The 20,296-nt window shown below is 68.5% G+C and carries 14 protein-coding genes and 1 pseudogene; 10 read left to right on the forward strand and 5 right to left on the reverse strand.

What is annotated here, in order from left to right; all coding sequences use genetic code 11:
• Window positions 1–145: 145 nt before the first annotated feature.
• Window positions 146–937 (reverse strand): NucA/NucB deoxyribonuclease domain-containing protein, encoded by a 792-nt coding sequence (locus BCD49_RS41025; RefSeq protein ID WP_007509135.1) that lies wholly within the window; start codon window positions 935–937, stop codon window positions 146–148.
• An 865-nt stretch (window positions 938–1,802) separates the two neighbouring features.
• Window positions 1,803–2,015 carry a hypothetical protein gene (locus BCD49_RS24700; protein ID WP_007509134.1) on the reverse strand — a complete coding sequence of 71 codons (213 nt, stop codon included), beginning with the start codon at window positions 2,013–2,015 and terminating at the stop codon, window positions 1,803–1,805.
• A gap of 117 nt (window positions 2,016–2,132) precedes the next feature.
• On the opposite strand from BCD49_RS24700, the gene BCD49_RS43690 reads away from it, so the two are divergent.
• From BCD49_RS43690 to BCD49_RS24715, 5 genes are all read left to right on the forward strand, one after another.
• Window positions 2,133–2,291 (forward strand): hypothetical protein, encoded by a 159-nt coding sequence (locus tag BCD49_RS43690; RefSeq protein WP_007509132.1) that lies wholly within the window; start codon window positions 2,133–2,135, stop codon window positions 2,289–2,291.
• Window positions 2,292–2,729: 438 nt separating this feature from the next.
• Window positions 2,730–3,080, forward strand: a complete 351-nt coding sequence (locus BCD49_RS46480; protein ID WP_007509128.1) for an endonuclease VII domain-containing protein — start codon at window positions 2,730–2,732, stop codon at window positions 3,078–3,080.
• 441 nt (window positions 3,081–3,521) lie between these two features.
• Complete coding sequence (locus tag BCD49_RS24705) at window positions 3,522–3,869, forward strand: hypothetical protein (protein ID WP_071041962.1); 348 nt, start codon at window positions 3,522–3,524, stop codon at window positions 3,867–3,869.
• Window positions 3,870–4,374: 505 nt separating this feature from the next.
• On the forward strand, window positions 4,375–5,397 hold the full coding sequence (locus tag BCD49_RS43695; protein WP_071041963.1) for a tetratricopeptide repeat protein: 1,023 nt from the start codon (window positions 4,375–4,377) through the stop codon (window positions 5,395–5,397).
• Window positions 5,398–6,623: 1,226 nt separating this feature from the next.
• A complete protein-coding gene (locus tag BCD49_RS24715) occupies window positions 6,624–7,499 on the forward strand; it encodes an oxygenase MpaB family protein (protein ID WP_071041964.1) in 876 nt (291 codons plus the stop codon).
• A gap of 54 nt (window positions 7,500–7,553) precedes the next feature.
• Here BCD49_RS24715 and BCD49_RS24720 read toward each other — a convergent pair.
• A pseudogene (locus BCD49_RS24720) lies at window positions 7,554–8,030 on the reverse strand (oxygenase MpaB family protein); the annotation flags it as partial.
• Between the two features lie 238 nt (window positions 8,031–8,268).
• Between BCD49_RS24720 and BCD49_RS24725 the strand changes: the two are divergent.
• The 4 genes from BCD49_RS24725 (at window position 8,269) to BCD49_RS24740 (ending at window position 14,959) form a co-directional block, all read left to right on the forward strand.
• Complete coding sequence (locus tag BCD49_RS24725) at window positions 8,269–10,959, forward strand: alpha/beta fold hydrolase (RefSeq protein WP_007509119.1); 2,691 nt, start codon at window positions 8,269–8,271, stop codon at window positions 10,957–10,959.
• Window positions 10,956–11,918 carry an ABC transporter permease gene (locus BCD49_RS24730; RefSeq protein WP_007509117.1) on the forward strand — a complete coding sequence of 321 codons (963 nt, stop codon included), beginning with the start codon at window positions 10,956–10,958 and terminating at the stop codon, window positions 11,916–11,918. The genes BCD49_RS24725 and BCD49_RS24730 overlap by 4 nt, the downstream gene beginning before the upstream one ends.
• A 335-nt stretch (window positions 11,919–12,253) precedes the next feature.
• Complete coding sequence (locus tag BCD49_RS24735) at window positions 12,254–13,630, forward strand: NADP-dependent succinic semialdehyde dehydrogenase (protein ID WP_071041965.1); 1,377 nt, start codon at window positions 12,254–12,256, stop codon at window positions 13,628–13,630.
• A 96-nt stretch (window positions 13,631–13,726) separates the two neighbouring features.
• Window positions 13,727–14,959, forward strand: a complete 1,233-nt coding sequence (locus BCD49_RS24740) for a cytochrome P450 (protein WP_007509113.1) — start codon at window positions 13,727–13,729, stop codon at window positions 14,957–14,959.
• Between the two features lie 146 nt (window positions 14,960–15,105).
• Here the strand turns inward: BCD49_RS24740 and BCD49_RS24745 are convergent, their stop codons facing one another.
• Window positions 15,106–16,152, reverse strand: coding sequence for a Rieske 2Fe-2S domain-containing protein (locus tag BCD49_RS24745; RefSeq protein ID WP_007509111.1), 1,047 nt, complete (start codon window positions 16,150–16,152; stop codon window positions 15,106–15,108).
• 303 nt (window positions 16,153–16,455) lie between these two features.
• Complete coding sequence (locus tag BCD49_RS24750; protein ID WP_083401678.1) at window positions 16,456–18,219, reverse strand: HNH endonuclease signature motif containing protein; 1,764 nt, start codon at window positions 18,217–18,219, stop codon at window positions 16,456–16,458.
• 1,150 nt (window positions 18,220–19,369) lie between these two features.
• Here BCD49_RS24750 and BCD49_RS24755 point away from each other — a divergent pair.
• A complete protein-coding gene (locus BCD49_RS24755) occupies window positions 19,370–19,936 on the forward strand; it encodes a DUF3800 domain-containing protein (RefSeq protein ID WP_007509107.1) in 567 nt (188 codons plus the stop codon).
• Window positions 19,937–20,296: the final 360 nt, after the last annotated feature.

The following is a 20,296-nucleotide window of genomic DNA, read 5'->3' on the forward strand; positions in this document are numbered from 1 at the left end:
GCGCGCATAGGAGCAAGTGCGCACGGCACGGTCCTCTACTGGAACAGGCGCAGCGGAGCCAGGGGGCCACGCTCTCGCATCCGCTTGCCTGCCCTCCGGGTTAGGCGAGCCAACCGGAGTAGCGCTGTCCGGTCCCGGTCCTAGTTTACGACGCCGGGTCCAGCACTACGTGGAATGCCTCGCCGTTGAACAGGCGGTTGTCTGTGTAGAACTTTCCGAGGTCCTGCGACCCATGAAGACTGTTCTCGGTCGACGGCACGTGCCACGTGTGTCCGCCGGCTCCGCCCTCCAATGTTGACGCGTAGGGATATTCGTCGCAGGTATCAAGAGGGCCGCTTGCGACAAAACCTGCGCACGCCGCGTTCCGATTTGACTGCCTTGTTCGCCCGCTCGGATCCTTCCCATCAATAAGTCTGTGGAGAGTCGTGGGCTTGCCAGCCACGATGGCGTCCAGGTCACCTAGCCAAACGTTCGGGTAGGCGGACCTGTGTAGGACATAGGTCGGGACGAATTCATCATGAATGCATCCGCTAATAGCGACCTGACCGGATTCGGAGTCGCACTGGATCCAGTTTGTGTAGCCCTGATCAAAGTGGGTGAGGCCAATCGCCTCGCCGATACCGAAGTCCCCGGAGGCGAATGGTCGGAATGCTGAAATTTGGTCTCCCGGCGAATCGAACGAGACGGAGGAGATTTGTGAGATATTCATCGCCAGATTCATCAGATGCGTGCCGATGAAAATAGAGCAACCAGGACTGGCTAGGCAGGAGACGTCCTGGGACCACCTGACTTGCGGCATTGGCTCCCCGACGTTGTCGGTGAGCACGACGCCGACCTTCACAGTATTCAGGAGGCGGGACTTGGCGTTAAGCTGCGAAAGTATGAAGCTCGTCGCTATGGCTTGGCTGACGACGGTGTTATTGCGTCTATACTGCACCAGCCCCTGACTGCCCGTACAGCCTGAAGTACGGGAAGCAAGGATTATGGGATCAGCGGGAGGGCTCGGCATTCTACCGCAGGATTCTGGGTCCAGTGCATCAGCGAGGTCTTGAATCGGGCCAGCCACGCTCGATGGGGCGAGTCTGGCGGTTGATTGCGGGTGCAGAGGTGTATAACAGGCCTGCGTGCCAGATGCACTGACCGCGCCGCACGTGGATTCGGCGGTAAGCCCGGCCAGCGGCGGTGTTTCCGACGCGGCGCTTGCCGAAGTCGTTCCCGCCAAGATCGCGAGACCGATACCGGCGGCCACCGAGAGAGAGATACCTCTCTTAGGTCGTCTGGGGGGACGGAGGCGTCTCAGCATCAATAGCTTTGGCACGTGGGGGCGCACCTCTCTGCCGTGATGCGGCATCGTTTTGTGCCACGCCAAAATAGGCTCATGGGCAAAGGTCGGTTAGAGAGCCGTTGACTTGACGGTCAAGGCTTTTACGCGCTTGTGGCGCATCGGAAACATAACTCGATGCGTCGTCCTCCGCCGCGCTTTGGCGAACCCCCAGTAGAGGACGACGCAAGGTGGGTGACTCCGTGTAGCGCGATCGCACAGGGTGAGGTTTCAGTCTTCGCCGATTCGCGTTTCTGAACGGTAAACGATCAATCTTCCGGCCGGGACGCTGCAGTCTGTAAGCGACCTCGTAACTAACCGTTGAATGTGACTTACGCCACTGCTCGCCGAGACGAGAACTGGAGCCCTCGCAACGTCACGAATCTGGCGATGGACGTCGAGGACCCGCCCACCGAGCAACTCGGGGAGACCCTTGCTGGGTATGGCGGTCCACACCGCTCTGACGGGGGGTGTGGAGTGGTCAGGCTTCGCCGCGCCAGCCGGGGCGGTTCGCGTCAAGCCAGGTCTCGACCTCGGTGCGTAGCCACAGGCGGGTGGTGCCGTCACGCGAGACGAACCAGGGCTCTGGGAACCGACGCTCGCCCACGATGACCGAGGCCCGCTGGCGACTGACGCCGAGGGCTTCGCGGACGTCGCCGAAGGTGATCAGGTCCTCAGGTCGGACGTTGCCCACGGGCAGGACTGTCAGTCATTGGCGTAAGTAGCTGTCTCATCCCCTGACCTATGTCAATGGGCACGCCAGGCTGGGCCATGCCTCGCGCGTCGCGCGTCTTGAGCCCAGGGAGCCCCGATGTCCGCCCCGTCCACACCGCCCGATAACGAGCCCAGGGGCGCCGTAGGCGAGCCCACCCCGACCGACGAGCCCGACCCACTCGAACGCGACGCCGGGGCGGTGTGGGACTGGCGGAGCGTCGTCACTACCGACGAGCTGTCGCGGCCTACCCGGTGAGCGACTCGACGGCTTCGGCACTGGCTGTCCGGTCTACCGTCGTCGCCGAGTGCGCACGGGTACGTGGTGCCGGTCCCCGGACGGTAGGCAGTGGCCGAATGACGGTTGCCGTCGTACTCGGCGACGATGGCCAGCCCGCGGGAGCCTACGGCCCATACCCCAGCGTGATGTACGCCCAGACGGCAATGACGCTCGCCGGCATCGACCGATGGCGGCCCGTCCCATGGGCGCTCACACCACCACCGGCGGTCAGAAACCGCCTGGCTGGCTTCTGACGGCCGCCATTCCTGTCTTTCAGGGCCATCACTCGCGACCGAAAACCCATGAGGTTCGACGTTAGCGCGCTAGCGGAACTCCCATTTTTGAAGGAAGTTGAGATTCCGCACTCCTAGCACTTAGCGTTGATCTTGACGATCCGACGCCCCTAGGAGACCGGAAATGTCCTACGACCCCGAAGCTCGACGGACGCGCCGGCAAGAAAGGTACCGCAGAAGGAAGGAGGCCGACCCGAGGCATGGTCTGACTCGGAATCTATGGTCCCACTATGGCATAACCATTGAAGAGTGGGACAGGCTGCTCATCGCCTCGTGTGGGCTGTGCGCCATCTGTGCCCGGCCGTTCAGAAACACCCCGAAGGAGCCGCACGTCGACCACAACCACCGGACGGGCGTGGTCCGGGATCTGCTCTGCGCCCCGTGCAACCGCAGACTTGAGGCACTAGAAGCACCCGGTTTCGTGCGGGCCGCGCACGCATACCTCCTCCTCCACCGCCAGGCCGCTGGGGTTTAACCTAGCCGAGGGTGCCATTGGCCGATATGAAAGATTATGTAGAGCTCGAAGCGCCCATATCGCCCACCGCTGTTGCGCAGCGTCGATAGTTCGTCACGCCAGCCGGCTTTCTTCACGCTCGGTAATTGTGACGCGGCGTGAACCCTCACCCGTCACACAGCGTCAAGATGACCGATCACCTGCGGGCGCTGATCGGTGGCTGAGTCCGCGCGAGATAGCGCCTCGGCGAAGCACCCCGTAACGGCGCTGAGGCGGGTGCTGACGGGGCAACGGCCCCTATGCCGAGGTCTAGCATTCCGGCGCCAGGTGACGCGCGCACAGAGCATGAGCGGTTTTCCTCGGCGATGTCTCCACGTGCTGTTGCTCAAAGTTTTCCTTTAGATGGCGCTCCCCCTCTCCTAGCGTTGTCTCAACGCCCCACCGATACAAAGGAGCCCGACAATGACCGAGCCCGTCAAGGCCACCCGCACCCGCAAGCCCCGCACCGCCGCGAAGCCCGCCGAGGCCCAGGCCGCCGAGGAGGTCGTCACCGTCGAGGAGGTCGCCCCGGCTGAGCCGATCGCCGACACCGAGGCCCAGGCCGACGACGTGACCACGACCGAGACCGACGACGTCACCCCGGCCGGTGTAAAGAACACCGCCGAGCCGGCCGCCGAGGAGAAGCCGAAGCKGGCAAACACCAGCCACACGACGTGCGACCACCCGTCCACCAAGGCCGCCCGCGCGAAGTGCCGTCGCGATCGTGCCAAGGCCGCCGAGCCGACGCCGGCCGAGGCTGCTACCGCCTGACCRCAATACTGATAAAGGCCCCCGCCCGATCCGTCGCGATCGGGGAACGGGGGCCTTTCGGTGGACGCCCTCACACCGGCCCGTGCAATGTGTGCGCCGAGTGCACGCGTTGACAACGTTGGCAAAAACGATCTCTCGCCCTCGCATAGTCGGCGTTCGGGCGATTTGCCCCTCGCTCGACGTGCGCACATGCGTGACGCGAGGCGGCGTGTTGAGGCGCTCTGAGATCGCCGTAGGGCAAGTGGAACGCGCGTCGCGTGTCATCGATAGGGGCACGTCGATCGGAACGTCACGGTCGCGCTGAATAGCCGCGATCTTTCCCGAAAGCGCTCAGAGGGGCCGCCRCAAGCCGATATTTTCACCGAGGGGGCGACTCTCGGAAGCCAAGTCGTGGCGCACCGTTGTGGTCTCCCTGGGTGACAGGTCGGACACCGATAGGGGATGATCGCCACATGGGCTGGTGGCTACAGTCGACTTCTCTGCGTCAACGACGGACGATCGATCCATGGACTTCGCGGAACCACCACCACGAGGACCGACGATCGACCGCCGAGGCTTCGTTCACCTACTGCTCGCCGGCGCGGGCGCTGGGCTCGGGGGCKGGCTGGTGAGAGAGCCGCTCGACGGGCCTAGCCTGATCCTCGAATCGGTCACCCGCACCGTCAACGCACTGGCCACGGGCTATTCGTCGACCGACCCGCGCAGGATCGGCACCGCCCTGAACCACGCCGAACGGAACATCACCAAGCTGGTTACCGGTCGACCATCGCCAACCCAGATGCGCGACACCAAGGCCGTGTACTCCCGGCTGTTGACGATCTCGTCGGCCGTCGCGGACGACACGGGCGACTACGACGAGGCGATCCGCACGGGCGAGCTGGCGGCCAGCCTCGCGACCGAGGTAGGCGACGCACAAACCAGCGGCTACGCCTGGTCGATCGTGTCCGGCGCGCTGCACCACTCGGGCCGCCACCGCAAAGCCGTGGACATCGCCCAGCGGGCCAAGAGCACCGCGGGTGCCTCGCCGTCCGGCGTGATGGCCCTCCTGGAGGAAGCCACAGCGGCCGCCGCGATGGGTCGAGCCCACACCACCATCGACGCCGTGATGGCCGCCGAGGAGCAGCACGGCAAACTGTCGGACGCCGCATGGGGAAACCCAGGCTTCGGCTTGCTCGGCACCTACCACCCGAGCAACCTCAAAGCGTTCGCCGGCTCGGCCCTGGTCGAGGTCGGGCTGTTCGACGAAGCCACACCCCGCCTGGAGGAAGCCGCCGACATCCTGGCCGGCTCACCAGCCGCAGGCATCCGCGCGTACGTCTGGGTGTACCAGGCTCGGGCCGCGCTCGGCCAAGGCGACGTCGACAAGGCACACGCGGTGGCCTCCAAGGCCGTCGCGATGGCCGACGCCCGACCCACAGCGTTCATCGCGGGCTCGGTCGTCCAGCTCGACCTCATGGCTGGTGGCGAGTTCTCAGACCTCGTCGACCGAGTCAGACCATGGGGCTTCTCGCCGCCCTCGACGGTGTAGCCGGGTGGGTGTGGAAGATCGACTAAAGTCGGATCGTAGATCTTTTAAAGTAGGTGGCGCGGTGCGGGCGACCGACTGAACGGATCGATCGACGCACCGCGCCGGTGGTGGAGGATCACATCACGTGACTCGGTCCTACACCTGAGGTACGGTTACCTCTGCGAACAGCAGCCAAGGGGCTCCCGGCAAGGATCTTTGGCTTACTGCCCGGCGGCGACCGGCGGGTGCCGTCACACCCCACTCGACCGGTCGCCGTGCCTGGTGATGCCAGCCATTTCACTCACCTCCGTCTTCCTCGACCTTAGCGTCATCCCGTTTGGGAGACGAAGTCTCGATCCTGTATTTTTTCGAAGCCTTCCCATTGCCGCATTTTGGGCAGCGAGCGTTCTGCGGGAGAGAGACAAAGATCTCACCGCAATCTTGGCAGGCATACCGAATAGGACGTCTCGCCCCTGTGTATGGCTCCAATGCGAGCGCTTGGCCTGATATCTGCCACCGGCTGTCGTCGGTTCGAGCTACAAGACCGAGATCCTCCGCCCTCTTGAGGGCGCTGTACACGCTCTGAGCTGGCGCCGCCCAATGCTTCTCCACCCATCCRCGCTCTTCGAACGCCTTGAGGACATCCGCAGGGCGGAGAGGGTGCGGCGCATCAGTGAGAACCTCCACTACCCGCTGGGCAGCGACGCTCATCTTGTGGGGAGCCGGCGACACCTGTGGTTCGTTCGAGGCCAGTGGACTACCGGTGGTTTCCGTTCGAGCACTACCGGTCGGCGCGAAGTTCCGTCGAGGTGGCACAGGTCGCTTGCGCGTTCTCTTCTGCTGATCTAGCAGCGCCTTGACGGCATTTTGCGCTTGCCTCGCCTCCACTAGACGCGCTTCGACGATCTCAAGTCGTCGGGAGGCATCTTCATGCTGAACGAGCAACCTAAAGACTTCCTCGTCCGCAGCCCGCACTGCAGCCTCAAGGGCGGCGATGAGGTCCGAGGGCTCCATGGTCACAGCAACCACCGTAGTGGATGAAGGAGGTCTTGTCTAATCCTAAAGGTCAACAGAGGGACAACGTCGCTTCATCACCAAAGACGGGATACTTATACCGGGGAGCTGGTCGGTCGCGCGCGCGGGGGGTGTGGAGACAGCAGCCGTGCCTTAGGTCGCCGGGCCTTGGTCGTGCCTTACGGAAGCCCCAAGCCCCGCCCGATGCGCGGTGCTCGGCGCATGATGGGGGCATGGTGGCCAGCACGGTCGTGCTCGAACGGACGGAGGACCTGCGGATCTGGCTCGGCGGCCACGTGTTAGGCCGGGTGGCTGGGTCCGAGGGGCCGGCACGCCGGGAACGGATCTTCGAGGCTCCTGGGAAGCGCTGGTTCACCGAGGATCGGCCCATCCGCCGCGTACACGCGGATGCGTCGATGTTCGTGGGCGGCCTGCGCGCGCTACTGCTCCAGTCGCTGCACCCGCTGGCCATGGCCGGGGTCGCCGAGCACTCGGACTACCGCAACGACCCGTGGGGACGTCTCCAGCAGACCAGCTACTTCCTCGCTATGACGACCTTCGGACCGGCCGAGGGAGCCGAGCGCGCCGTCTCCCGGGTGAAGGGCGTACACCGCCGAGTCCACGGCACCGCGCCTGACGGCCGCCCGTATGACGCCTCCGACCCGCACCTGCTGCGGTGGGTGCACGTGGCGGAGACAGATAGCTTCCTTGCAGCATTCCAGCGGTACGGCCACACCAAGCTGAGTCCCGAGGAGTGCGACGGCTACATCGCCGATATGGCTGTTGTCGGTCGACACCTGGACATCCCTGATCTTCCCGAGACGCGCGAGGAGTTGGACACCGCGATCCGGGAGTACAGACCAGAGCTGGCTGGAACCCCAGAAGCCCGTTCGGCTGCTCGGTACCTACTGCTTCAGGCACCCCTCCCCCTGCCCGCGCGACCGCCTTACGGCGCTCTGGCCGGAGCCGCCGTCGGTCTCATGCCCGCCTGGACGCGGTGGCCTCTGAGGCTGCCCTACCTGCCCGTCGCCGAGGAGACCGTGGGTCGCATCGCGGGGCAGTCGATCGTTACGACGATCCGGTGGGCGATGGGACCTAGGCGCRCCTGAGGCTGAGCACGGCGTCTCCGGCGAGCGAGCCTAGTTGTGACACGGGCGATTTGAACTGTCCACCTCCGCGAGATGCACCCAGCGCAGCAGATGCGGGTCGGAGGCCGCGTACGGCCGCCCGTCAGGCGCCGTCCCGCTGACCCGGCGGTGCACACCCTTCACCCGGGCGACGGCCCGCTCCGCCTCGTCGGCCGGCCCGAACGTCGTCGCGGCCAGGAAGTAGCTGGTCCGCTGCAGGCGGCCCCAGGGGTCGGCGCGGAAGTCCGAGTGTGCGGCCACCCCGGCCATCGCGAGCGGGTGCAGCGACTGCAGCAGCAGCGCGCRCAGGCCGCCGACGAACATCGCCGAGTCGCCGTGGACCCGCCGGATCGGGCGGCCCTCGGCGAGCCACCGCTCGCCGGCGGCCTCGAAGATCCGTTCACGCCGCCGCGGACCGTCCGGTCCGGCCACCCGGGCGAACACCTCGCCGCCGACCCACGAGCGGATCTCATCCGCGTCGACGGGCAGCCTGGGCACCCTGGGCAGCACCATCACCCCATCATGCGCGCGGTCCCGCCGGTCGGCCTGATCGAAAGACTGTGAGTATGTGGTCAGACCCTCGGGTTGATGCGGGGCCGACCCGGAACGTTACGGTCGACGTGGCCCGCGCGTTCCGGTGACCCGGTGCCTGACGTCTGGCCATCGTCCGGACACTCGCGTGCGGCGAAAGGAGCGGCATCCCGGTGGCACCTGTGGACTGGATCGGTATCCGTCGGCAGGACCAGACCCGGTGAGGGCCTTCCTCAGGCGCCGGCGTCGTCTCGTCACCGTCACGGCGGTCGCGCTCCTGGCCGTCGTCGGCGGCCTGATCGCGCTGGCCTCGACCGGCAACGACGACTCAGTCCGGACCCGGTCCCAGTTCGTCGCCGGCGTCGCGGAGAACGGCTCGTCGGTCATGCTGGACACGACCGTCTACCTGCCGCGGTCGACGCCTGCGCCGGCGATCCTGCTCGCTCACGGGTTCGGTGGGTCCAAGGACGACCTCGCCTCCACGGCCCGTTCCTTCGCGCGGCGCGGATACGTCGTCCTTGCCTACACGGCGAGGGGCTTCGGTCGGTCCGGCGGCCTGGTTCATCTGGACGCGCCGGAGTACGAGGTGGCGGACGCGAACAAGCTGATCACCTACCTGGCCACGCTGCCGCAGGTGTCGAAGGACGCGCCCGGCGACCCGCGTGTGGGCGTCGCCGGCTCGTCCTACGGTGGCGCGCTCGGGCTGCTCGCGGCGGGCAATGACAGGCGGATCGACGCGGTCGCGGCCGACATCACCTGGAACGACCTGTCGCAGGCGCTGTTTCCGAACGCCGTCCCCACCGATCAGGCGGCCCCCGCCACCGGCCAGCCAGCCGCCGACCAGCCAGCCGCTGACCGGGCGGGCGTCTTCAAGAAGCAGTGGGCCGGCGTGCTGTTCACCTCCGCCGCGGCCCAGCAGCCCGGTGAGTGCGGACGGTTCGCGCCGGACCTGTGCGCCGCCTACCAGCGGGCGGCCGCCACCGGACAGGCGGACGCGACGATCCTGTCGCTGCTGCGGGCGTCCAGCCCTGCCAGCGTGCTCGACCGGATCACGGTTCCGACGCTGCTCATCCAGGGCGAGCGGGACTCGTTGTTCTCCCTCGGCCAGGCGGACGCGAACGCCCGTGGCATCGCCGCCCGGGGCACGCCGGTGAAGGAGGTCTGGCGAACCGGCGGCCACGACGGGACGACGTCCACCGACGTCCTGGTCCGCAACGTCGACGACTGGTTCGCTCCGGTACTGCTCGGGCACGGGCAGCTCGACACCTCGTTCGAGGTCGGCGTGCCCGGCAGCAGCATCTCCACCCAGACCGGGCAGACCGTCCCACGGGTCCTGCGCGCGGACGACGCCGCGACGAGCCGACGGACCGACCGCGTGACCGTCGCCGGCCCGCCGCAGACCATCTACGCGCCGGCCGGTGGCAGTCCGGCCGCCATCACCACCATCCCGGGCCTGGGCAACCTACTTGCCAACGCGACCGCGCTCTCGAGTTCGGCGGGGTCGATCTCGGGGTCGGGATCCGAAACCGGGGCTGAAACCGGGGCCGGGGCCGCGGCCGGGCTGACTGGTCTGGCCACGATTCCCGGCCAGGTGGCGGCGTTCGTGTCTGAGCCGCTGCCCGTGGGGATGCTCGTGGGCGGATCATCGACGATCGCCCTGCAGGTGACCGCGCGGGATACCACCGACGCGACGCTGTTCGCCTCACTGCTCGACGTGCCGGCGGACGGGACTCCCGACCTCCCGAACGGCCTGGTGGCGCCGATCCAGCTCACCGGCCTGCGGCCTGGCGAAGCGAGGACCGTGACGGTGGCCCTGCCGGGCATCGTGACCCAGATACCTGCCGGTCACCGCATCGTGGTCGCCATCGGCACCACAGACTCGGCCTACCAGCTGCCGGCCTCCCCCCGCAGCTACGTCATCGCGCTGGCCGGCACGTCGCTGCGCGGTGACCTGGCCATCGCCACGATCGACGGGCACATCGGGGGGGCCAGCCTGCCGTGGATCTGGCTGGTGGTGGGTGGCGCGGCGATGGCGGCGCTCGTGCCCGGCGCGCTGGTCGCGCGCCTGCGCCGCCGGCGCCGGCGTGCCGTCGACGCCGAACTGACGACGGTGCCGGTGGTGATCGAGGGCCTGGTCAAGGAGTACGGCGACGGGTACCGCGCGGTCGACGGGGTGAGCTTCCGGGTGGAGGGCGGCCAGGTCGTGGGGCTGCTGGGTCCGAACGGCGCGGGGAAGACCACGGCGCTGCGCGTGCTCATGGGGCTGATCAGGCCGACGGCGGGCACCGTGCGCCTGTTCGGTGAGCTCGTCGAGGCGGGGGCGCCGGTGCTCGCCAAGGTCGGGACGTTCATCGAGGGCCCCGGGCTGCTGCCGCACCTGTCGGGCCGGGACAACCTGCGCCTGTTCTGGGCGGCGACCGGCCGGCCGCCGGCGGACGCGCGGTTCGACACCGCGCTGGAGATCGCCGGCCTGGGATCGTCGGTCGAACGGCCGGTCAAGACATACAGCCAGGGCATGCGCCAACGCCTGGCGATCGCGCAGGCGATGCTCGGGCTGCCTGAGCTGCTGGTGCTCGACGAGCCGACCAACGGCCTGGACCCGCCGCAGATCGCCGAGATGCGGGAGGTCCTGCGCCGCTACGCCACGACGGGCCGCACCGTCGTGATCTCCAGCCACCTGCTCGCCGAGGTGGAACAGACCTGCACCCACGTCGTCGTCATGCACAAGGGGAAGCTCGTCGCGGCCGGGTCGGTGGAGGAGATCGTCGGCATGGGCAGGACGCAGCTCTCGGTCGCGGACCCGGAGGAGGCGCAGCACATCCTGGCGGCCGCCGGCGTGCCGTCACAGATCATGCCGGCCCAGCGCTCGTTGGAGGAAGTGTTTCTCAGGATGGTCGGCGCGGATCAATGACGACACCACCCGGCAACGAGCTCGGCGAGTTTCGGCCGCCTCCCACCCAGCGCGGCGCGCACGACCTGCTGGTGGACACGGCCGAGTCCCACGACGCCGAGACCCGCGACACCGGCTTCCGGCCCGAGCGCACGCTGCGAACACGCGTGGAGTTCGTCCGGCAGCTACGCCGCCGGCGGACCCACCTGGTCGCCCTGATCCTCCTGCTGTTGCCGCTGGCCATCGCGCTCGCCTTTCAGGCGAGCTCGCCCGGGTCGGCGTCGGGAAACAACAACGGCAACTTCTCGGGACCGCTGCTGGCGACGCTGGCGACGAAGGGGGCGATCAACTTCGCCCTGTTCACCGAGTTCGCCTCGGCGTCGTTCCTGCTGGTCGTGCTGGTCGCCCTGTTCTGCGGCGACACGGTGGCGAGCGAGGCGAGCTGGTCCTCGTTGCGCTACCTGCTCGCGATCCCGGTGCCACGCGCGCGGCTGCTGCGGCAGAAGCTGATCGTCGCCCTGTCGTTGAGCCTCGGCGCGAACGTGCTGCTGCCCGCCTGGGCACTGCTGGTCGGTGGCCTGTTCTTCGGGTGGGCGCCGGCGCAGTCACCTCTGGGTGGTTCGTTCACCACCGGGGAAGGGCTGACGAGGCTGCTGATCGTCGTCGGCTACGCGAGCCTGCAGTCGCTGCTGGTCGCGGCGCTCGCGTTCCTGTTCGGCGTGCTCACCGACGCCCCGTTGGGCGCGGTCGGCGGCGCCACCATGGTCGTGGTCCTGTCGAACATCCTCGACTCGATCGCCGCTCTGGACCCGTACCGCAGGTTCCTGCCCACCCACTTCCAGTACGCCTGGCTCGACGCGATCGGACCCGGCGTCCAGTGGGACAACATGATGCGCGGAAGCGGCCTGGTCCTGGTCTACTCGGCGGTCCTCTTCGCCCTGGCCTGGTGGCACTTCCAGCGCAAGGACATCGTCAGCTGACGCCTCCGGCCGGGGCCTGACCGCGAGACGAGTGTGCACTCACCTATCTAAGGTAGCGAGCGTTCGCTCATGATGCTACGGTCCGCCGGGAGGCCGGGAGAACAGCCCAGGGAGGCGGACGTGTCGACGGATCCGCGTTACCGGCGGGGCCCCGGGTTTTACTCGCCACGAAGACCGGCATCGACCGGGTGGTGGCCGCCGCCCGCCTGGCGTCCGGCGATGGTTCATGGCCGGATGAGCCCGGCCGGCCGCGCTGTCGCCACCCGTGCGGCCGGTCTTTCCGGATCAGCACCGACTAGCGGACGTCCCCGCTGAGTCCTCGAGGAGTGAGTGGCATGGCGATCCAGACCATCAACCCGGCGACCGGCGCCGTCCTGAAGACCTTCGACCCGCTCAGCGCCGACGAGATCGACGCCAAGATCGCCCGCGCGGCCGAGACGTTCACGAGCTACCGGCGCACGACGTTCGCCGAGCGCGCCGGCCTGCTGCGCGCGGCGGCGGACCTGCTCGACGCCGAACGCCGCGACATCGCCGTGACGATGACGACCGAGATGGGCAAGACGCTCGCCTCCGCCGAGGCCGAGGCGGCCAAGTGCGCCAAGGGCCTGCGGTTCTACGCCGAGCACGCCGAGGCGTTCCTGGCCGACGAGCCGCTCGACGACCCGGCCGCCGTCGGGGCGAGCCGGGCGTTCGCCCGCTACCAGCCGCTCGGCGTCGTGCTCGCCGTGATGCCATGGAACTTCCCGCTGTGGCAGGTGACCCGGTTCGCCGCGCCCGCGCTGATGGCCGGCAACGTCGGCCTGCTCAAGCACGCCTCCAACGTGCCGCAGTGCGCGCTCTACCTGGGAGACCTGTTCGCCAGGGCCGGCTTCCCGGAGGGGGCCTTCCAGACCCTGCTGATCAGCGCGCGCCAGGTCGAGGCGGTGCTGCGCGACCCGCGGGTCGCCGCCGCCGCGGTCACCGGCAGCGAGCCCGCCGGCCAGTCGGTCGCGTCGATCTGCGGCGACGAGATCAAGAAGACGGTGCTCGAGCTCGGCGGCAGCGACCCGTTCGTCGTCATGCCGTCGGCCGACCTGGAGCGGGCCGCCACGGTCGCCGTCACGGCCCGGTGCCAGAACAACGGCCAGTCCTGCATCGCCGCCAAGCGGTTCATCGTCCACGAGGACGCCTACGCCGAGTTCGCCCGGCTGTTCACCGAGAAGATGGCCGCCCTCACGGTCGGCGATCCCATGGCCGCGGGCACCGACGTCGGGCCGATCGCCACCGAGCAGGGACGCGTCGATCTGGAGGAGCTGCTGGCCGACGCCGTCGCCAAGGGCGCGACGGTGCTCTGCGGCGGGAAGTCGCAGGAGGGCCCGGGCTGGTTCTTCCCCCCGACGGTCGTCGCCGACGTCACCGACGCCATGCGGCTACACCTCGAGGAGGCGTTCGGCCCGCTGGCCACTCTCTACCGGGTGCCGGACCTCGACGCGGCTCTTGAGATCGCCAACGCCACCACCTTCGGCTTGGGCTCGAACGCGTGGACCAATGACCCGGCCGAGCAGGACCGGTTCGCGAACGAACTCGTCGCCRGCGCCGTCTTCATCAACGGCATGACGACCTCCTACCCGGAGCTCCCCTTCGGCGGAGTGAAGCGGTCCGGCTACGGGCGTGAGCTCGGCGCTGTCGGCATCCGGGAGTTCTGCAACCAGAAGTCCGTCTGGGTGGGCTGACCCCAGGGACGAAGCCATCCATTTATATCGTTGGGAGGACATGTACCAGGAGGCTCGTCACACGGCTGCCTCCGCCGACCTGGGTTGGGGAGAAGCATGACAGCGGCGAGCACCGCCACCGCGCCAAAGATCGACCTGCTCGACGCGGCGTCGTTCGCGAACGGCCAGCCACACGACCAGTTCAGCTGGCTGCGCGAGCACGACCCGGTACACCGCCACGACGAGCCCGACGGCCCCGGCTTCTGGGCCGTCACCCGCTACGAGGACGTCCGGCACGTCGCCCGCGACCCGGGCACGTTCTCCAACTCGCCGTCCGTGCAGATCGCCGACATACACGGCGACGGCGCTTCGGTGGGCGACCACCAGATGATGCTGATGATGGACCCGCCTCGGCACAGCAGATACCGCAAGCTCGTCAGCCCCGACTTCGTGCCCCGCTCCGTCAAGCCACTCACGCACCGGGTCGAGGCGCTCGCCCGGCGGATCGTCGACGCGGTCATCGAACGCGGCGAGTGCGACCTCGTCGACGACCTCGCCGGCGAGATGCCGTCCCTCGTCATCGCCGACCTGCTCGGCATGCCACTGGAAGACGGCCGGGAGCTCTACAAGCTGACCGAGCTGATCCACGCCGTTCCGGACACCGTGCCGGAAGGCACCCAGCTCAACGCGGCGATCAAGATGTTCACCTATGCGAGCGAGCTCCAGGCGTCCAAACGCCGCAACCCCGGCGAGGATCTCTCCAGCCGGCTGCTGGCCGCCGAGGTCGAGGGCCACCGCCTCGACGAGATGGACTTCAACCTGTTCTTCATGCTTCTCATCGACGCCGGCGGTGACACCACCCGCCAGCTCGTCGGCGGCGGCCTGCACGCCCTGTTCGAGCACCCGGAGGCGCGGGCCGCGCTGACGGCCGACCTGGACGGCCGCCTGGACCCGGCGATCGAGGAGATGCTCCGCTGGGTCAGCCCCGTCGTCTACATGCGCCGGACCGTCACGACCGACACCGAGCTGCGCGGCCAGAAGATCAGCGCGGGCGACAAGGTCGTCATGTACTACGGCTCCGCCAACCGCGACGAGCGGGTGTTCACCGACCCCCAGACGTTCGACATCACCCGCTCCCCCAACGACCACATCGCCTTCGGCAGCGGCGGCCCGCACTTCTGCCTCGGCTCCCACCTGGCCCGCGTCGAGATCGCCGCGCTGCTGCGCGAGATCCTCACGCGGATGCCCGACATCGAGCCCGCGGGGCCGACCACCTGGCTGCAGTCGAACTTCATCTCCGGCCCCCGCCACCTCCCGATCCGCTTCACCCCGGGCCCGAAACTCGGCTGAGGACGGCGCGACGGCCGATCGATCACCCGGTTGCCGAGGGTGACAGCGCGGTGGATTCCCGGTTGGTAAGACCCACGATCGATCTGTGTCAGCAGGCACAGGCGTTGGCACAGGTCAGGCTCGCGTCATGGCGTGCTTCTTGCGGGTCATGACGGTACCCAACGGCCGGTGACCAGGTCGGTCCACAGGCGACGAATCGCCAGGCTGTTACGGTCGGCGCGCGCGTGGGCGTTCAGGTGCCGCGCGAGCGGGAACGGCGTCGGCAGCAGCTCGAGCAGCGCTCGGTCCTCGGTCTCGACGGCGATGTCGAAGGCCAGGATGTCGGCGGCCGGACGGTCCTGTTCGGTGTCCGTGCGCAGGACGATCTGTACCAGTCGACACCGTTCGTCGTCGACCGGGGTGATCGCTTTGATCATCAGGTGCCGCAGACCGTCCGGATAGGCGATATGGATACGCGCGAAGAACGGCGCGTAGAGGTCGGAGACGGTGGTGCGGGTCGTCGCCCCGGTCTCACCGGGGCGGGACTCGACACTGACCTGACCACACGAGCGCAGGCCGTAAGGCTCGCGGGTGACCGTCGTATCGGCCAACTCGGCGCGGTCCGGGTTTCCGAACGTGTTCCGGTGCACGAACGCGATATGTGCCGGATCGAAGTTGTTCTCCAGCAGGTGCGGCGCGGTGCACGCAAAATCGAACTCGTACTCCGGCACTACCCGCCACGCGGGGTCGTCGTACTCCGGCAACGGCGGGATGTCCACGATCGGATCGTCGGCCAGGCACACCCACACCATCCCGTAGCGCTCTCGCGTCGCGACCATGGTCAGACCGCTCTTCGTCGGGTGTGGCGCGTCGGGGAACTGCGGAATGCGCCTCGTCCGTCCGGCGCCGTCCCATTCCCAGCCGTGGTAGGGACAGACCAGGTGACAGTTCGCGATCCAGCCCCGTGAGAGCGGTGCGTCCCGGTGCGCGCACCGGTCCAGCGCGGCGCTGGCTGGGGCGTCCGCGGAGGGCCGCCACAGCACAAGAGGGGTGCCCAGCACCGTCAACGCCACCGGCTCGTCGCCCAGGCTGCGGGCCAGACAGGCGGCGTACCAGAACCTACGAAAGACCGGATGTTCCGAGATCACCAAATGATCGGGCCGATCTACCCGCTCCTGGCGCTCGTCGCCGAACTTCTGTGGGGCGGTCCTCATCTCGGGACTGTCCTCCGAGGGCCGCGTGGAGGCGGTGACCACCGCCGGCTACCCACGAGGCCGCGCCCTCAGTACACACACCAGGCATAGCCGGCCGGTTTCGGTGACGTTGCGACCTGACCTGCCTCGCGGCGTCGCTCAACTGCCCATCACACCTCGCGCTGTACACCTCGCCGCTTCGCTGCAGTTGGCCGTTCGCTGCGGTCAATGGCCGAGCCCACAATCGAGGCCATTGGCCAGCCCCGGGCACCGTGGCAGCGGGCTGGTGCTCGGCCGGCCGAGGACGACCCGACGTCACCCGGCCTACCGCGCGCCCGATGGCTGGAGATGTTGCAGGAGGACGTAGAGCGAGTCGTCCCAGCTGAGGCGRCCGCCGCCATGGGTGTGGATCGCGTCGTCGTCGACGTGTCGGGTGGCGGCGATCAGCTGCTCGACCGGATCGGAATCCCCGCCGGAGTGGCGCCGCCGATCTGGCAGATCCGCGCGCTGGTCGAGACGGGGCGCCGGGACGATCTCGAAGCCGTCCGGCAGCGTCGCCACGATCCTGCCGTCGTCGCGGCGGCGCAGCGCGATGCCTTCGTCGTGGATCAGTCGGTGATGCCGGGAACACAGCAGTGTCAGGTTCTCCAGGTCCGTCGCACCCGCGTCCGCCGCCCAGGTACGCAGGTGATGGGCCTGCAGCCATCGAGTGTGGCTACAACCCGGGTACTGGCAGATCCCCTGGTCCCGGGCGTAGACCGCCTCCCGGAGCCGCTGGGTCGGCAGCCGACGCCGTCGCCCGAGTGCCAACGGGTTGGCCGCGTCGTCCTGGACGAGCGCGCGCACGAGCACGTCGCACCCGAGCCGGGACAGCACCGCCCGAGGCAGGCCGATGCCAGGGCCGGCGTCACACCGCAGCAGCCCGCGCGCCAGCCGGCTGACCGGATCGTTTCCGATCACCGCCGCAAACCCGCCAGCCGCCGCGATCCCGTCGTCCGACGTGGACCGCTCGTCCAACGCGAATTCGTTCCCCGTCGCGGACTGGTCGTCCGGCGCGGACCGATTCCCTGTCGTGGACCGGTCCGCCGTCGCAATCCTGCTACTCGCCACCGCGCTCTCCACCACCTTTCCACGCGCGGACCGCTCCCCCGCTGACAGCCCGCTGCCGCAGTCCCGGCCCGCTCCGTCGGCGGTCGGCGGCGAGGCCCCGCCCTCACCTCCGTCTCCCCGCCCAGCGGCGAGCCGTTCACCGGCCACCAGTTGACCGACCAGCAGGGTCTCCGCGTCAACATGCACCGTCAGCGTGTGCGCTGGGTCCATCAGCGCGGGCACAGGCCGGCACAGGAATCCCTCCGCGAGCGAGACCAGGGCGTCAGCGTCAGCGCGGCGATCACGCGGCGCGGCCACTATCTCGCCGTCCACCGACACAGGCCCGGGCTCGCCGTCGACCGGTGGTGGCGTGACGTCGTCCAGGGCCGCCCGGGCCGCGTCGATGGCCACCGACAGCCGGGCGCCCTCCTCCGCCGTCAGGACCGCCGACAGCCGGAACAGGCCGTCCGAGCCCGTCCGCCACGAAACCTTCCGCGCCGCCGACYGCTCCGACGGGTCCGCGGTCAGCTGGTGAAATCGGGACACGAGCCGCTCCAGCTGCCCGGCCGTGCAGTGCAGCGCATGAGCCAGCCACGACGGCTCCGACGCCGGCTCGGCCACCCGCGCCACCGCCCGTACCTTCGAGTACGACAGCCGCCCGGCCGCGAACGCCGCCCGCACCGCCGGCAGCCCCTCCAGTGCCCGGGCCACGGCCACGTGCTCCTGCGCCGTGCGGACCGAGATGCCACAGCGCCACGACAGCCACTGCGCGCACGTCGACATCCCGAGCCCCGACCACCCMTGACGTCGGTCGAACGCCGCGAGTACCCGCAACATCTGGCACGTCGCCGCCGCGATTCGCCCCGCCCACCCACAGATCTCCGCCTCCAGCTCGGGCAGCGGAGCCGTCTCCACCTCCAGCCCGGCCGAGCCGGATCCCACCATGCTGATCTTCTCCGCGCCGCTGATCTTCTCAGCGTCGAACTTCTCGTCGGACATCGCCACCACCGAGGTCAAGGAGTGCCAGGCCCAGTAACGGGCCGTCGATGCCGCCCGTCGATGCCACGACGATCGCACGCCGGTCCGACAGTTTTTCCAGGTCAGGGACCCGCCCGTACCTCCGACGGCCGGCCCCAGCCTGGGCCGCCGCCAGTCACGTCCATGGCGTGAGCCACGAGCCGTGCCGAAGACGCGTTCCGCGGCGTGCACCGGCCGGCCGCCGCCCGGCGGCTCGACGGCACGATGCCCGGCCGCCCGGCAGCGGCTCGGCGGCACGACGGACGACGGCCAGGCAGCGGCTCGACGGCCCGCCAGCGGCTCGACGGCCCGGAGGCGGCTCGACGGCTCAGCGAGCAGGCGAGCATGCGAGCATGCGAGCCAACCTCGCCGTGCGCCGCGGGCAGTCAGCGCACCCGCCGCGCGCCGCGCGTCATCAGGTCCCCGGCGAACCAGCAGGACGGAACATGCCGCATGGACAACCGTGCTCCGACCGGTGGATCTTCGCGTTCCGCGGCGCGCACCGATCTCCACCGGTCGCGGCAGGATGCCCCTAGGGACGCGCCTGGATCGCTTTCTGGGCTAGCGATCTTTGGTCGCTGGGAGGTCTTCACATCCGTGTCACGTTTCTGCAGGTGAGTGTGGCCCTTCGCGGCGGACGCCTTGATGCGGACGCTTTGATGTTGCGCAGCGCACAGCCCAGCTCACCGGCCAGGTCGACTTCTGTCACCTCAGAGCCGTGTTCGCTGGCACGCCGAGCCCGGCGCTGGCTGTGCTCGCCGCGGTGCGGGCCCTGTGAGTCTTGGCCCCGAATGACTCGGGCCCGCGGACCGACTGGCGGGAAGTTCTGGCTATGATCTACCGCAAGCACCTGCGCCACGGGGGGCGGATTCGTCCGCATACACGCGCGGGAGTCACGTCGTCATCCTGACGTTGGGTTGCCGGCCCCGGTTTCCGGCAGGCCCGCCTCTACGTAGAGGCACGTCCGGATAGGCGTGGCTGGCTCGACGGTGGACGCTGCTCAACAGCGCTTCGTCATATCCGGGGGACGAGGCGCGGGTGTGGAGCACCGTCGTGTTGTCCGTCGACCCCATCGGGGTCTGGATCCCGTCCTTCATGCCGTGCGCGGCGACCGCGGCGCGGCGGTGATCCGATGTTCCACGCCTACTTGGACGAGTCCGGCTCCGATCAGGCTCGCGATCCCCACACCTACCTGCTGGCTGCGGCAATCTGCGAGCCCGCCAAGCTCGATCAGCTCCGCTCCACCATGCGCGACCTGCTGCTTCCCGGACAGGTCAAGGTTCACTGGCGCGCGGAGCAGGAGAAGCGCCGTCGCCAGATCATGGAAACCGTCGCGTCGATCGCTCTTGAGCACATCGTCGTCATCCGCGACGGCAGAGAAGGCGAGCGCAGCGAACGCCGGCGCCGCCACTGCCTGGAACGCATGCTCTTTGAACTCGACCAGCTCGGGGTCGAGCAGGTCGTGGTCGAGTCGCGCGGCCGCAAGGACGATCAGCGTGACCGCGGGATGCTCGACATTTTGCGAACCCAGAAGGTAGTCCGGGGCCAGCTGCGCATGGACCACAGGCCCGGCCCAGAGGAAGCCCTCCTCTGGATCGCCGACGCGATCTGCGGAGCTGTGACACGCGACCGCACAGGGGATCCGCAGTTCCTCGAAACGGTCTCATCCCGACTGACGGTCATCTCCATCGAATGCTGACCGATCTACGCAGCGCGAAGCCCCGGGCCCTGTCGTCCGGCAGGAAGTCCCGGGGCTCACTTCCATCCCCACCGCGATGGGAACGGCACCAGTCCGATCGTGCGGATCCTCGACACCGAAGTCAACCTGTCGACGCGAGTAGTTACTGGACTGCCCGGTGTGTCCGGAGCCTCCGCCCACACCGGTGCCGGTTCAATAGGCCTGTATCGACAGCTACGTCCCACTCGACGCCCCAGGCTGCCCAGCGCGACCGGTCTCGGCGCAGGAGGCCGCCTGACGCCGGCCGACGAGCAGGTCAGCTTGGAGCTCGCTGGACCGGCGGAGGCCGCTTGCGCGGGTGGCTGTTGCCTGGTGAGATCC

This window comes from Pseudofrankia sp. EUN1h (assembly GCF_001854645.1).
Classification (GTDB): domain Bacteria; phylum Actinomycetota; class Actinomycetes; order Frankiales; family Frankiaceae; genus Pseudofrankia; species Pseudofrankia saprophytica.

What these genes read in the sequence shown, in the direction of transcription:
- BCD49_RS24740 (WP_007509113.1), top strand. Translation starts at nt 13,727, where the DNA reads ATGACAGCGGCGAGCACCGCCACCGCGCCAAAGATCGACCTGCTCGAC.
- BCD49_RS46480 (WP_007509128.1), top strand. Translation starts at nt 2,730, where the DNA reads ATGTCCTACGACCCCGAAGCTCGACGGACGCGCCGGCAAGAAAGGTAC.
- BCD49_RS43690 (WP_007509132.1), top strand. Translation starts at nt 2,133, where the DNA reads ATGTCCGCCCCGTCCACACCGCCCGATAACGAGCCCAGGGGCGCCGTA.
- BCD49_RS24730 (WP_007509117.1), top strand. Translation starts at nt 10,956, where the DNA reads ATGACGACACCACCCGGCAACGAGCTCGGCGAGTTTCGGCCGCCTCCC.
- BCD49_RS24755 (WP_007509107.1), top strand. Translation starts at nt 19,370, where the DNA reads ATGTTCCACGCCTACTTGGACGAGTCCGGCTCCGATCAGGCTCGCGAT.
- BCD49_RS24745 (WP_007509111.1), bottom strand. Translation starts at nt 16,152, where the DNA reads ATGAGGACCGCCCCACAGAAGTTCGGCGACGAGCGCCAGGAGCGGGTA.